At 49.1% G+C, this 13,614-nt stretch carries 12 protein-coding genes; 8 read left to right on the plus strand and 4 right to left on the minus strand.

All coding sequences use genetic code 11. The features are described from left to right. The first annotated feature begins 9 nt into the window (after window positions 1-9). From rbsC to F0316_RS17600, 7 genes are all read left to right on the plus strand, one after another. The gene (gene rbsC / locus F0316_RS17570; protein ID WP_000107607.1) at window positions 10-993 is read left to right on the plus strand and encodes a ribose ABC transporter permease; all 984 of its coding nucleotides are present in this window, start codon (window positions 10-12) and stop codon (window positions 991-993) included. 60 nt (window positions 994-1,053) lie between these two features. Further along, the gene (gene rbsB, locus F0316_RS17575) at window positions 1,054-1,932 is read left to right on the plus strand and encodes a ribose ABC transporter substrate-binding protein RbsB (RefSeq protein WP_000737176.1); all 879 of its coding nucleotides are present in this window, start codon (window positions 1,054-1,056) and stop codon (window positions 1,930-1,932) included. A gap of 138 nt (window positions 1,933-2,070) precedes the next feature. Continuing rightward, a complete protein-coding gene (rbsK, locus tag F0316_RS17580) occupies window positions 2,071-2,991 on the plus strand; it encodes a ribokinase (protein WP_001038368.1) in 921 nt (306 codons plus the stop codon). Window positions 2,992-3,001: 10 nt separating this feature from the next. Continuing rightward, window positions 3,002-4,006 (plus strand): substrate-binding domain-containing protein, encoded by a 1,005-nt coding sequence (locus F0316_RS17585; RefSeq protein WP_000224436.1) that lies wholly within the window; start codon window positions 3,002-3,004, stop codon window positions 4,004-4,006. Window positions 4,007-4,131: 125 nt separating this feature from the next. After that, a complete protein-coding gene (pnuC, locus tag F0316_RS17590) occupies window positions 4,132-4,866 on the plus strand; it encodes a nicotinamide riboside transporter PnuC (protein WP_000365214.1) in 735 nt (244 codons plus the stop codon). Then, complete coding sequence (locus F0316_RS17595) at window positions 4,863-5,594, plus strand: nucleoside phosphorylase (RefSeq protein WP_108243946.1); 732 nt, start codon at window positions 4,863-4,865, stop codon at window positions 5,592-5,594. The genes pnuC and F0316_RS17595 overlap by 4 nt, the downstream gene beginning before the upstream one ends. 139 nt (window positions 5,595-5,733) lie before the next feature. Continuing rightward, window positions 5,734-6,414: a Crp/Fnr family transcriptional regulator gene (locus F0316_RS17600; protein ID WP_044126802.1), complete on the plus strand. Its 681-nt coding sequence runs from the start codon at window positions 5,734-5,736 to the stop codon at window positions 6,412-6,414. Between the two features lie 52 nt (window positions 6,415-6,466). On the opposite strand, the gene glpQ is transcribed toward F0316_RS17600, so the two are convergent. The 3 genes from glpQ to F0316_RS17615 all read right to left on the minus strand — a co-directional run bounded on the left by glpQ (window position 6,467) and on the right by F0316_RS17615 (window position 9,819). Continuing rightward, a complete protein-coding gene (gene glpQ / locus F0316_RS17605) occupies window positions 6,467-7,534 on the minus strand; it encodes a glycerophosphodiester phosphodiesterase (RefSeq protein ID WP_000917239.1) in 1,068 nt (355 codons plus the stop codon). Between the two features lie 153 nt (window positions 7,535-7,687). Next, window positions 7,688-9,046 (minus strand): glycerol-3-phosphate transporter, encoded by a 1,359-nt coding sequence (glpT, locus tag F0316_RS17610; RefSeq protein WP_148528444.1) that lies wholly within the window; start codon window positions 9,044-9,046, stop codon window positions 7,688-7,690. Between the two features lie 425 nt (window positions 9,047-9,471). Further along, entirely contained in the window at window positions 9,472-9,819 is a 348-nt protein-coding gene (locus tag F0316_RS17615) for a DUF3316 domain-containing protein (protein ID WP_053055843.1), read from the minus strand. Window positions 9,820-10,265: 446 nt separating this feature from the next. On the opposite strand from F0316_RS17615, the gene F0316_RS17620 reads away from it, so the two are divergent. Continuing rightward, window positions 10,266-11,435 carry a lytic polysaccharide monooxygenase gene (locus F0316_RS17620; RefSeq protein WP_046121785.1) on the plus strand — a complete coding sequence of 390 codons (1,170 nt, stop codon included), beginning with the start codon at window positions 10,266-10,268 and terminating at the stop codon, window positions 11,433-11,435. 114 nt (window positions 11,436-11,549) lie between these two features. Here the strand turns inward: F0316_RS17620 and F0316_RS17625 are convergent, their stop codons facing one another. After that, complete coding sequence (locus F0316_RS17625; RefSeq protein ID WP_149560767.1) at window positions 11,550-13,604, minus strand: sensor histidine kinase; 2,055 nt, start codon at window positions 13,602-13,604, stop codon at window positions 11,550-11,552. Window positions 13,605-13,614 lie beyond the last annotated feature (10 nt).

Below are 13,614 nucleotides of genomic sequence, written 5' to 3' on the forward strand. Positions count from 1 at the left end.
GGATACAGCATGAGTACCCGAACCATGACTAATACGACATCTGATAACCGTAAAAAACTGCTCAGCAAAGAGTGGTTGATTGAACAAAAATCGCTGATCGCACTGCTGTTTTTAGTGGTTGTCGTCTCTTTCTTAAACCCGAATTTTTTTACGGTTGATAACTTACTAAACATTCTGCGCCAAACTTCGGTCAACGCGATCATCGCGGTGGGTATGACCTTGGTCATCTTAACCGCAGGGATTGATTTGAGCGTCGGTTCGGTGCTCGCCTTGTGTGGTGCTTTTGCGGCCACCTTAGTGGCGATGGAAGTCCCTGTTCTGGTAGCTGTGCCTACGGCTTTGCTGGCTGGTGCTGCGCTTGGCGCAATCAGCGGCATCATCATTGCCAAAGGTAAAGTGCAGGCCTTTATCGCGACATTAGTAACCATGACTCTGCTGCGCGGCGTGACCATGGTGTACACCGATGGGCGTCCGATTTCGACCGGATTCACTGATACGGCGGACACCTTTGCATGGTTTGGCACGGGTTACGCGTTGGGTATTCCGGTTCCGGTATGGCTGATGGTGGTGGTGTTTGCCGGCGCTTGGTATCTACTCAATCACACTCGCTTTGGCCGCTATGTGTATGCAGTGGGCGGCAACGAATCAGCAACTCGCCTTTCAGGTATCAACGTAGATCGCGTCAAAATCGGCGTGTATGCCATCTGCGGTTTACTGGCCGCGTTAGCAGGCATCATCGTTACATCTCGCCTTTCTTCTGCGCAACCTACCGCGGGTATGGGCTATGAATTGGACGCGATTGCGGCTGTGGTGCTCGGGGGCACCAGTTTGATGGGCGGTAAAGGTCGCATCATGGGCACGCTGATCGGCGCTCTCATCATCGGATTTTTAAACAACGCATTGAACTTGCTCGATGTTTCCTCCTACTACCAAATGATTGCGAAAGCTGTGGTTATTTTGCTGGCGGTCTTGGTAGACAACAAAAATAAATAAAACGTGAATTCGCCTCGACAGGGCAAGGGCTGCGAGGCTAAACCAAAAAGGACTATGAGAATGAAAAAACTGACCACTCTTATCTCTGCTGCTCTACTTTCCACTTCGGTTTCTTTTGCGGCGCAAGCGCAAGATACCGTGGCGATTGTTCTTTCAACGCTGAACAACCCGTTTTTCGTGACCATGAAGGATGGAGCCGAAGCGAAAGCCAAAGAACTTGGCTACAACCTGATTGTGCTGGACTCGCAAAATGACCCAAGCAAAGAGCTTTCGAACGTGGAAGACCTCACAGTGCGCGGCGTAAAAGCGATTCTGATCAACCCGACTGATTCGGATGCGGTTTCTAACGCGATTCGTATCGCGAACCGCTCAAAGATCCCAGTGCTGACGCTTGACCGTGGCGCAAGCCGTGGTGAGGTAGTGAGCCACATTGCGTCCGATAACGTCGTCGGCGGTGAAATGGCAGGCCATTTTATTGAAGCGAAGATTGGCAGCGATGCCAAAGTGATCCAACTGGAAGGCATCGCCGGAACTTCAGCGGCGCGTGAGCGTGGTGAAGGTTTCATGAATGCAGTGAAAGGCAGCAAGATGCAACTGCTGGCTAGCCAACCTGCGGATTTCGACCGCACTAAAGGTTTGAACGTAATGGAAAACCTACTGGCAGCGAACCCTGATGTTCAAGCGGTTTTCGCGCAAAACGATGAAATGGCATTGGGTGCACTGCGTGCAATTCAAGCGTCAGGCAAGTCGGTGATGATTGTTGGCTTTGATGGCACCGATGATGGCATCGCAGCGGTAGAGCGCGGTCAATTAGCCGCCACTGTCGCACAGCAGCCAGACATGATTGGCGCGATTGGTATTGAAACTGCCGACAAAATGCTCAAGGGTGAAAAAGTGGAAGCTTACATCCCAGTCGCTCTGAAAGTGATTGCAAAATAATCTCCTCTTTCCCTCCTCACATGAGGAGGGAAAACCGAGCGGTTTACTGGTTTTATTTTCCTCGTTTACCCAACGAATAAAGAGGGTATCAGCCATTAAACCACTCTGTTTTTCCTCATCAATACAAAGGATAACCGTATGAATAAGTTGGTGGTTCTGGGTAGCGTCAATGCAGACCATGTGCTGCAAGTGCCTTCATTTCCTCGCCCCGGAGAAACCCTACACGGGCGCAATTATCAAGTCATTCCGGGCGGAAAAGGGGCAAACCAAGCGGTTGCCGCCGCGCGTATGCAAGCGGATGTAGGTTTCATTGCCTGTGTTGGCGATGATTCGTTTGGCATTAATATTCGTGAAAGTTTTAAGCTAGATGGCATTAATACGGCGGGCGTGAAGCTGCAACCGAATTGTCCAACTGGTATTGCGATGATTCAAGTTTCAGACAGTGGTGAGAACAGTATCTGCATTTCTGCAGAAGCCAATGCCAAGTTGACTGCTGCCGCGATTGAGCCTGATCTCGCGGCGATCCGGGATGCACGTTATTTGCTGATGCAACTGGAAACGCCGCTTGATGGCATTTTAAAAGCGGCGCAAGAAGCCAAAGCGGCCAAAACCAATGTGATTCTTAACCCTGCACCAGCCCGTGAACTGCCTGATGAGTTGCTGAAGTGTGTAGATCTGATTACGCCGAACGAAACCGAAGCGGAAGTGCTCACTGGAATTACGGTCTTGGATGATGCCAGCGCGCAGCAAGCGGCGGACGCTTTACACTGTAAAGGCATCGAGATTGTGATTATTACCCTTGGTTCAAAGGGTGTGTGGCTGAGCCAAAATGGTCGCGGGCAACGAATTCCCGGTTTTGTGGTGAAAGCCACGGACACCACCGCCGCAGGTGATACCTTTAACGGTGCATTGGTGACTGGCTTGTTGCAAGAAATGCCTCTAGAATCAGCCATTAAGTTTGCCCATGCTGCTGCCGCAATTTCGGTAACACGCTTTGGTGCACAAACCTCGATTCCCACTCGTGCGGAAGTTGAGGCCTTTTTAGCAGAACACTCATAGGAGAAAACACATGGCCACCATGAAGGATATCGCTCGACTTGCTGGCGTCTCCACTTCAACCGTAAGCCATGTGATCAATAAGAGTCGTTTTGTGAGTGATGAAATTGCTGAGCGGGTGAATAACGCCGCTCAGCAACTCAATTACGCCCCCTCCGCTCTCGCGCGTAGCCTCAAAATGAACCGCACCAAAACCATTGGCATGTTAGTGACCACCTCGACCAACCCATTTTTTGGTGAAGTGGTAAAAGGCGTAGAGCGAAGCTGTTATCACCAAGGCTACAACCTAATCTTGTGCAATACCGAAGGGGATAACCAACGCATGAAAGCCAGCATCAACACCTTGCTGCAAAAGCGTGTCGATGGTTTGCTGCTGATGTGCTCAACCCTTGAGGGTGAAAGGTTGGATGTGTTTGACCGCTATCCCGACATTCCTATTGTGGTCATGGACTGGGGCCCGATCCTTTTTGCGAGTGACAAAATTCAAGACAACTCACTGCAAGGTGGCTACATGGCGGCCAAGCATCTGATTGAGTGTGGGCATAAAGAGATTGGTTGTATCACAGGTCCGCTGATTCGCCACCAAGCACAGATGCGTTATGAAGGTTACAAACGTGCGCTCGCGGAAGCGGGAATTGCCATTAATCCAGATTGGATTGTGGAATCTGACTTCGAGTGTGAAGGTGGTTACCAAGCCTTTGAAAAACTCTATCAGCGTGGCAAATTGCCCAGTGCTTTGTTTGTCTCTAATGACATGATGGCGATGGGCGTGATTCAAGCCGCCAGCCAACGAGGTTTGCGAGTGCCGGACGATCTTTCCTTGATTGGCTACGATGATGTGCATATCGCTAAGTTTATGACCCCGGCGTTAACCACCATCCATCAACCCAAATACCGCCTCGGCAAAGCCGCTGTGGATACCCTGCTTTATCGGTTGGAAAATCCAGACACCACTGCGCAAGTGGTACAGTTAGAGCCGACTTTAGTGGTGCGTAATAGTGTACGAAAACTCGGCTAGCGCTCTCCGCTCGTCCCATTGTTCTAATTTATGATCCAAACCAATCGAAGAGGACAAATGTCCTCTCGCTTTCCTCATATTGTTCCTTATAGTGTGGCAAGTCATAACAATGAGAGATAGAACAAATGGATCTGATGACTTTTTTTGATATTAACCACACCCTAGTCAATATTCCGATCGGTGGCGGATATGCCATGTCGTGGATTGAAGCGGTAGGAACGCTGTTTGGTTTGCTGTGTATCTGGTTTGCGAGCCAAGAAAAAACCATTAACTATTTGTTTGGCTTGATTAATGTCACGCTGTTTGCGGTGATTTTCTATCAGATCCAACTGTATGGCATCTTGTTGCTCCAGCTGTTTTTCTTCTGCGCCAACATTTATGGCTGGTATGCGTGGACTCGTCCCAATGCCCAAGGGGATACGCTCGTCGTGCGTTGGATGAGCAGCCAAAAATTGCTGCTCACGGCATGCATTAGCGTGATCAGCATTATCTTGATGACCATTTATATCGATCCGGTATTCTTTTCTTTAGCCAATATTACCGTTGATGTATTGAATCTGTTCGGCGCACAGTTGGATCGCCCAGTGTTATCTCCGGATGCTTTCCCATTCTGGGATGCGACGATGACAGTACTTTCTGTGGTGGCGCAGATTTTGATGACGCGTAAATACGTGGAAAACTGGATTCTGTGGGTGGTGATCAACATCATCAGTGTCGGAATTTATGCGGCGCAAGGTGTGTATGCCCTCTCTATCGAATACGCGATTTTGCTGTTCATCGCTGCCAATGGCACTCGAGCTTGGATGCAAACCGCTCGCCATAATGCAGAAAAAAACCTGACCATTGAGGCAACTGCATGAGCATTCAACCTCACATTCATGTTGCTCAAGTGGCGCCACGTGTTGTGGTCTGCGGTGAACCGAATCGTGCGAACCGCATTGCCAGCTTGTTGAATAACGCTAAGCTTGTGGCGGAAAACCGCGAATACCGCTTATTCAGTGGTGAGTTCGAAGGGCAGCCGATGACCGTATGCAGCACAGGGATTGGTGCGCCATCCATAATCATCGCGGTGGAAGAGTTAGCGCGAAGTGGTGCAAAAGCCATTGTGCGAGTAGGTTCTGCAGGCGCAATGCAGTCAGAAATCGGATTAGGTGAACTGATTTTGGTGGAAGGCGCAGTGCGTGATGAGGGCGGTTCAAAGGCATATATTGGCGCCGCTTATCCGGCTTACTCAAGCTTTGAATTGGTGCTGGAGATGCAACGCTTTTTAGCTGAGCAGTCAGTACCCATTCACCGAGGTATTGTTCGCTCGCATGACAGCTTTTATACCGATGAAGAAGCAGAACTGTGCCGTTATTGGCATCGCAAAGGGATTCTTGCGGCGGATATGGAAACCTCTGCGCTGCTCACGGTTGGCCGTTTACGCGGGTTAGATGTCGCTTCCGTTCTCAATAATGTGGTGTTGTATGAGCAAGATGTGCAAACGGGCGTGAATCAATACGTCAATGCTGATCAAAGGATGATGCAGGGCGAAACGCTGGCTGCACGTGCTGCTTTGCATGCGTTAAACGCGCTTAAATTCGATTAGCCCCAACCTATTCACGACCCATAACATGGCCTCACTCAATGAGCGGTATTGCTCAGTTGAGTGAGGAATCTAGGTAGAGCTTCGCCTAAGTGCAAAAAACAGGTAGCCTATGCCCATGTGAATCGAATTTCAAAACGCTATGCAACTTACCGCGAATACTACCGGCCGTTTTTCAGGCTATTTGAATGCGCAACTGCCTGCGTTTCGTCTGGCGTTGTCTCAGTGCCAAACCGCGACAAAAAGGTTTGATGCGGGTGAGGCGCTGTTGCAGCAAGGCCAGCCTGTTGAGTCTCTGTATGTGGTGTCTTGTGGTCGAGTTTCGATGAACATTCTGGCGGCTAATGGACGCCGTTTTCAACTCGGTGAAGTGCAGTGTGACGATCACCTGTTTGGCGAGATGGAGTTTTTTACCGCCATGTCTTGTCAGTGGAATGTGGTGGCTGAAGAGCCGATTCAAGCGATGGTCATTTGTGCTCAGAAGCTGCAAGAGTGCCTTGAACAGCAACCTGTGCTTAGCCTGTTTTTTGCTTCTGCTTTAGCGCAGGATTACCAAGAGTCACTGGATATTTACACGCAGCGTTTGATGCATTCAATCAGCTTTAACATTGCGTATGATCTGCTGCTCCAGCATGAAACTCGGGTCAATTTGGGTGGCTTTGAACGGATGGAACCCGAAGCGGAGCGCTTCGGTACATCAAGCCGGGTCTATCGCCGAGCGGTGAAAGAGTTGGTGGATAGGGGATTGGTCGAAAAAGGCGAGCGTGGACTTATCATCAAAGATCTTGAAGCTCTGCGTGCTTTTGTGGCCAGCTTTGAATAAGCGAGGTGTCCCTCGCTTATTCGCTGACTGGTGATAATGTCAATTTAAAGCATTATTGATTTAAGAAAGCTACCGCTTTATCGGGAAAGTCAGTGAACAGACCATCCACCTTCACTTGGTTGTAGAACACATCCAACATCCCTTCGAAGTTGTCTGCCCAAGGTGCAATGCGCCCTTTATCGGCTCGGAAGGTGTAAGGATGCACCACGAGGCCAGCCTCTTTTGCTTGCTTCATCAACGGCTTAATCATGATGTTGTCTTTGGTGGAAGCATCATCAACCAACATAGGTTTCCACGGGCCGATGCCATCGGCGTATTGCGCGACTTTGGCCATGCCGCCTTCGGCAAACATCCAGTCATAGTCATAGGGTGTGGCTTGGTCTGCTTGATAAACCATGGTTTCGTTCCAGTCGGTGTAGGCCAGCAGCTGAACTAGATTGAGATCCATCTTCATCGCTGGCAGCAGCTCATCATGAATGCGTTTTAGCTCGATAGGGTCAAAACATTGCAGATAGATTTTGTCGTCTTTGCTGTCGTAACCATACTGCTTTAGCACTTTGAGGACGGCTTGAGAAATATCTTTGCCTTCGTGGCGGTGAAACCAAGGTGCTTTGATTTCAGGGTAGATACCAATGTTATAACCGAGCGTTTTATTGAGCCCTTGGATCAGCTCAATTTCTTCTGCGAGAGTCGGGACAGTGAAATCCCCTTTCCAAAGAGGGAAACGATCAGGAAAGCCGGCGACTTTATTGCCTTGCGCATCAATATCAAACCCTTCCGTGACACGCAGGGTTTTGATTTCGGCTAAGGTAAAGTCAATCGCGTAATAACGGCCATCGGCTCGTGCGCGGTTAGGGAAACGCTCCGCAACATCGGTGACGCGATCCAAATAGTGATCATGTAATACCACCAATTGATCGTCTTTGGTCATCACCACATCTTGCTCGATGTAATCCGGTTTCATCGCATAAGCCAGCGTTTTGGCTTCTAATGTATGTTCTGGCAAGTAGCCAGAGGCTCCACGGTGAGCAATCACTAATGGTTCTGCAGAAACAATGCTTGAAAATAAAGACGTTGAGCAGGCCAGTGCTAGCAGAGAAAGCGAGAATGGTTTTAGCATCATGAATTCCTTTTTTGTTCTTCCCAACCCTAAGGCGTCAAATGGCGCGTGATGTTAGGGTGGGAGAGAGAGTTGCCGCGCTCCTAATCAGGCAAGAGCGCGGCGAGGGGGACAAGCTATACTGACGATGTTATTGCTTGATGACACACGCTCTTAAGTGGTCGCTTGTTTAAGCTTATCGTTATGGTGAGCGCGTTCGCCAACGAAAGCGTAAATCAAGCAGAGCACTGAGAGTACACAAGAGGCAACCAAGACCATGAAGCCGCCATCCCAACCGAAGTGGTCAACGGTATAGCCCAATATCGCGTTAGCTGCCACAGCACCACCTAAGTAGCCAAAGAGACCAGTCAGACCTGCTGCGGTACCGGCGGCTTTCTTCGGAGCCAGTTCCAGAGCGTAAAGGCCAATCAGCATCACAGGGCCGTAGATCAAAAAGCCGATCGCGACCAGAGCAGCCATATCTACCGCTGGGTTACCAGCTGGGTTGAACCAGTAAACCAGAACTGCCAGAGTTACTAAAACCATGAACAGGATGCCTGCTGGAGCGCGGCGGCCTTTAAACACTTTGTCGGAAATCCAACCACACAACAAAGTACCCGGGATGCCCGCCCACTCGTACAGGAAGTAAGCCCAAGAAGATTTATCAACCGTGAAGTGTTTGGCTTCTTTGAGGTAAACCGGAGCCCAGTCAAGTACACCGTAGCGGATCAGGTAAACGAAGGCGTTAGCAATCGCAATCGACCAAAGCAGTTTGTTGTTGAAGACATACTTAAAGAAGATCTCTTTCGCAGTCATCTCATTTTCATGCGACTTATCGTAATCATCGGGATAGTCGTTTTTGTACTCTTCAATCGGTGGTAAACCACAAGATTGAGGAGTATCGCGCATGACTAGCCAAGTAAATACGGCAACCAGCACCGCAAAGAAAGCGGGGACATAGAAGGCCGTGCGCCAATCATCGTTAAACATCCATAGGCCGAGCAGGAAAATGGGGCCAATCAAACCACCACCGACGTTGTGAGCGACGTTCCAGACTGAAACAATCTCACCACGCTCTTTGCGTGACCACCAGTGCACCATAGTACGGCCACAAGCAGGCCAACCCATGCCTTGGAACCAGCCGTTTAAGAACAGCAGAATAAACATGGCAGTAATGCTGCCCGTTGCCCATGGCATAAAGCCGAAGCAGAACATCACTAGTGCCGAAAGGAGTAGGCCTGCACTCAGAAAGTAGCGCGGGTTAGAACGGTCAGAGACGTTCCCCATCAAAAATTTAGACAGACCATACGCGATTGAAACCGCACCGAGAGCCACACCCAGATCGCCACGACTAAAGCCTTGTTCAATCAGGTAAGGCATTGCCAAGCTAAAGTTCTTACGAACCAAATAGTAGCCTGCATAGCCAACAAAAATACCGATGAAAAGTTGCCAACGAAGGCGTGAATAGACGCTGTCCACCTTATCGGATGGCAGCCGCTGCGTATGCGCAGCCGGTTTGAAGAGCTCGAACATAGTGACCTCATTGTTTTTGCGATGGTATAAACCTCTACTATCGGAACTCACAGTACAGATGTGAGCATCACCGCAGTAAAGAAATGGCGAACGAGCAATTTATTTTCGTTCGAAAGTGTCGAGATTCTTATGTTTCTGAATTGTTATTACTGTGATTGATGTGGCACGTGAATTATTTTACGTATAGAAACAAATTGTAAATTTTCGATTTTGTTGACTTTAATCGCAAAATTAAGCGTTTGGATTATTTCCATTGCTTTTGTGGTGATGAAATTTTCGTCTGAAATTAAATGTAGGTTGAACGAAAATAAATCAGTTTCGTAAATTGAGTGCTGGAAGTGCGTATGGGGATAAGAAGAGAGGGAATGGACGTAGGAGGGTGAATCAATGGCAATCCTTTGCCATCTGAGACAGGTTTGATCGACTTAGTCTCGATTGCTTTCACGAGTTTTGTATTGATAGTCGACTTTAACAATCGAGCGATACTCAACGACACCAGGCTGTTTTGCAAAAGATTGAACCACAACTTCAGTATCATCAATCTTGACACTTTTTGGCACAACGCTGTTTTGCCATACTGAAAGTTCATTCGCTAATTTGTTGCTAGGTAGAGCTTGTAACTGCTCGATTTTCTTAAATCCAGCGGCGTAAGCTTGTTCTTGGCTCGCGTAAACACCCGCATTGATTGAGCGTGCTTTGTGGTTGGTATCGATAGACGCAAACGCACCAGCACTGAGAGTAAGAGCGGTAACGGCGAGAATAATCTTTTTCATAAGTTTTCCTTATTGAGTTTGAAAGCTGTAATGAGTTTCTAAAAGTAATTTGTTTTCTCTTATTGAGAGAGGTATTCATACTATCAATGGTTATGTAAAGAGTCCGTCAAGCAGGGTAAAGCTTTTGAAAAGGTATGGTTGGGTTTCTTTACATAAACTGACTTAAGCTGGGTTTTCATGACACTGTTAAGTCTCCATCAGCCTTAGTTTTCTGATTTAGCATCGTCACACCGGGCTCTGGCTAAGGGAGTTTGAAGTGCCTCGAAGAGCCCAAGCAAGTCAAGACTGTTGCATGTAGTTACTGGAAAGTAGGCGGCAAATTGACGATTTTCCGTGTGGCTTTGTGCCGAAATTGACACGTTATTTTGGGGTTATTGCTAGCTTTTGTTAGCCATTTGTAAACAGAAATGGCGAATAACAAGAGTCACAATCAAGAAGGAATAACCATGAAATACGGATTAAAAATCAGTGCGCTAGGCTCAGTCATACTCGGGGCTTTGGCGGCTTCGCAGGTACAAGCACATGGTTGGGTGGAATTCCCAAGTGCAAGACAAAACACCTGTTATCTCGACGGCGGTTTTTGGGATAACGCGATTCCAAATCAAGCTTGTCAGGCGGCCTATGATGTTTCCGGCGCTTTTCCGTTTGTGCAGCGCAATGAAGTCTCGGCCAATGTGCAGCTGTATCGGGATATGGCCGCGGTAAAAGCGGTGGTGAAAGATGGCGAGCTCTGTTCGGCGGGCGATAAAGCCAAAGCGGGCTTGAATGTGCCTTCTGCCCATTGGCAAAAAACCGGAATTACCCTAGATGCTAATGGTCAAATTGAGGTCGTGTTCCATGCGGCAACGCCCCACAATCCCTCGTATTGGCAATTTTATTTAAGTAAAGCGACTTACGACCATACCAAACCACTGACGTGGGATGACTTGGAATTGGTGGGCAGCTCGGACGATGTCGCCGCGGGAAGTGATAAGAAATACCGTTTTAAAGTCACCTTGCCACAAGATCGCAGTGGCGATGCGATTCTTTACACGCGCTGGCAGCGGGTAGATGCAGGTGGTGAAGGCTTTTATAACTGCAGTGACATCACCTTTGGCGGCGCTACCACGCCACCAGATCCGACTGACCCGACCGATCCGGCTAAGCTCACCGCTTTGGGTTACTACGTACCGCAAGGGTTTGGCCCTGTTGAAGTCGGAGACAGTGTTCGCTTGCGAACATTTGATGCGACGGGCATGGAAACGACAGATATTGCCTTGCCAATCCGTGCCAACAATTTGGAGACTTGGCCTGCCGAGCTAGCGGGTCAGTTTAATCAACTCAAAAACGGCGAATGGTTTATTGGTATTTGGCACCAAGAGATGAACCACTACATGTTTGATACGCAAAATCTGTACGCCAACCAAGTCTTTGCGCCAAACAGTAACCTCACTTACCGCTTATCGCTGACGAAGGGAGATACCACGCCACCGACTCAACCCGAAAATGCATGGGATAAGAGCAAGACTTATACCGCAGGCGCGGTAGTCACTCATAAAGGCAAGAGCTGGACTGCCCAGTGGTGGACACAAGGTGAAGAGCCGGGAACCACAGGCGAATGGGGGGTGTGGCGCTAAGCGCGCTACCTATTTGACAAACTAAGCGTTTATATGCAGCCAAAAGGGGGCTGTCACTCGCCAAAACAGGTTGTCTCGTACAACCTGTTTTTCTTTTTAACAAGCAGGTTGCCGCTATTGGGCGGCACGCAAGCGGATTTCAAAGCTCATGCCCGCATCGGGATTATTCGCTGCCACGATACTGCCTTGCATATCTCGCAGGCTATTGGCGACAATCGCTAGGCCAAGCCCTAATCCTTCGCCCATTTTCTTGCTGGTTTGAAACGGCTCAAACATGGTGGTGAGAAGCTCGGGGGCAATCCCACAACCGTTGTCACTCACGCGCACGATCACTTGCTGTTCTTCACTCACGGCGCTAATGCTGAGCTTCGGTTCTAAGGTTTGACTCATCGCATCTAACGCGTTCGACACCAAATTGCCGAGTACCTGGCGCAAGCGTTGTTCTTCCCCCATCACCAACGGCAGATCGCTAGAAAGCCGAACTCGAACATCCACCGGAGTTAAGCGTGCTTGATGGATGCGCAAAATCTCCTGTAACGCATCGGGCAGCGAGATGGCTTGCAAAGCATCGGGTCGATTGAACGCGAAGGATTTGAGTTGGGAAGTCATCGCCGCCATACGATCAATCAAAGAATGCACCAGCTTGGTATTGGCTTTGAGCAGCTGAGTTTCACCGCGTTCAAGGAGCAATTCGTTGCTAGAAAGTAGGGTGCGCAAACCGGTAAGGGGCTGATTGAGCTCATGGGTAATCGCACTTGACATACGTCCCAATGCGGCCATTTTGCTCGCTTCAATCAGCTCTTGTTGAGCGGATTTCAACGCTGCGGTGCGCTCTTCTACTCGCTGTTGCAAATCGCGGTTGGCATTCTGAAGTGCGATTTCCGCCTTCTTGCGTTTACTGATATCAATCAGTGTCACCAAATAGTGGCGGCGATCTTTCCAACTGACCGCAATCAGGGAGAACAGCACCGGAAACAAACTGCCATCACTGCGCCGCGCGACCGTTTCCACGTTGGTGATGTCGGCCAGCTCTTGATGCTCGGTGAGATTTTTCAGCAGCAGTGGCACGGTGGCATTCGGGTTTCCAGTATCAAACAGCGACCACGCTTGCAGCTGACGCACCATGCTTTCCGAAAGACTGAAATAGCGCTTCGCCATCGGATTGATCTCTTCAATGCGGCCTTGTCCATCGATCAGCAGCAGCCCAACATGAGTTTTGTTGATCATATTGCGTTGTCGCTCTTCGGCCTCAAACAACACTTGCTGAATCTTGGCTTCACTGAGGCGCTTTTGATACTGCTCGTAACGCAGACGTATCAGTAATAGCAGCAATAATACGCCGACCATGGCACTGGTGCTGATCCAGTTAACCGTGGCATTAAGATTTTTAAGCGGCGTGAGGTAAGTGAGCGTCCAATTCAGATCATCCAGCGTGACGGATTGGGCAAGATAAGGCGCTTGTTCAACTTGCCACAGTGTTAGGCGTGTTCCATCAAATAAGCTACGTTTTTGCGCCGCCGTGACCACTTCGGGGTGAGTCGCTATCCAGTCTGCGCTGTAAACTGAACTGCTGGAGAGAAAAAAATGGCGTTGAGCATTTTGAAAAAGGATTAACTCATCACTGGCAAACCATTGATCGGCAAGCACGTTTAAATCCACTTGTACGGCAACCGCACCGACGATCTCGACATCCAGATAAACTGGCGCAGCAACAAAATAGGTGGGGGTGCTGCCAACGGATTTGGTGACAATCGAAATCCCTTCGCGTTGCTGCAAAATCTTATGGATGATGGCTTTGCCATCAGAGAGCTTCCAGTTTTCAGCATTTTTACTGGCCGTTAGCAGTGAACCGGAAAGTGTCAGTATGTACCAACCTTTGGTATTCGCGGCTTTATCGAGTTGCGCCAATTGTTGCTGTAATTGGGCTTGCGGGCGATCATCGCCCTGAAACAGTTTGAGCGTGTTGGCTTCATTGGTCATCAAGTAGGGCAAATGATAAAAGCGGCTTAGGGTGCGCCTCACATCACTGATGTAATCGAGCAAACGCTGCTCGCCGTGACGCTGCGCTTGCCCCAATTGCCAGTTTTCACTGACGGCATGCGAACCCCATCGCACCGCGATCAGCAGTAAAATCACCAACACTATCCAACTTGCTTTATTGAGCTTCAAAGCATTTCCC

This window comes from Vibrio cholerae (assembly GCF_008369605.1).
In the GTDB taxonomy this organism is placed as follows: Bacteria; Pseudomonadota; Gammaproteobacteria; order Enterobacterales; family Vibrionaceae; genus Vibrio; species Vibrio cholerae.

Bases quoted from the DNA above. Each gene is read 5' to 3' on its own strand.
- rbsC (WP_000107607.1), top strand. From the start codon at position 10: ATGAGTACCCGAACCATGACTAATACGACATCTGATAACCGTAAAAAA.
- rbsB (WP_000737176.1), top strand. From the start codon at position 1,054: ATGAAAAAACTGACCACTCTTATCTCTGCTGCTCTACTTTCCACTTCG.
- rbsK (WP_001038368.1), top strand. From the start codon at position 2,071: ATGAATAAGTTGGTGGTTCTGGGTAGCGTCAATGCAGACCATGTGCTG.
- F0316_RS17585 (WP_000224436.1), top strand. From the start codon at position 3,002: ATGGCCACCATGAAGGATATCGCTCGACTTGCTGGCGTCTCCACTTCA.
- pnuC (WP_000365214.1), top strand. From the start codon at position 4,132: ATGGATCTGATGACTTTTTTTGATATTAACCACACCCTAGTCAATATT.
- F0316_RS17595 (WP_108243946.1), top strand. From the start codon at position 4,863: ATGAGCATTCAACCTCACATTCATGTTGCTCAAGTGGCGCCACGTGTT.
- F0316_RS17600 (WP_044126802.1), top strand. From the start codon at position 5,734: ATGCAACTTACCGCGAATACTACCGGCCGTTTTTCAGGCTATTTGAAT.
- glpQ (WP_000917239.1), bottom strand. From the start codon at position 7,534: ATGCTAAAACCATTCTCGCTTTCTCTGCTAGCACTGGCCTGCTCAACG.
- glpT (WP_148528444.1), bottom strand. From the start codon at position 9,046: ATGTTCGAGCTCTTCAAACCGGCTGCGCATACGCAGCGGCTGCCATCC.
- F0316_RS17615 (WP_053055843.1), bottom strand. From the start codon at position 9,819: ATGAAAAAGATTATTCTCGCCGTTACCGCTCTTACTCTCAGTGCTGGT.
- F0316_RS17620 (WP_046121785.1), top strand. From the start codon at position 10,266: ATGAAATACGGATTAAAAATCAGTGCGCTAGGCTCAGTCATACTCGGG.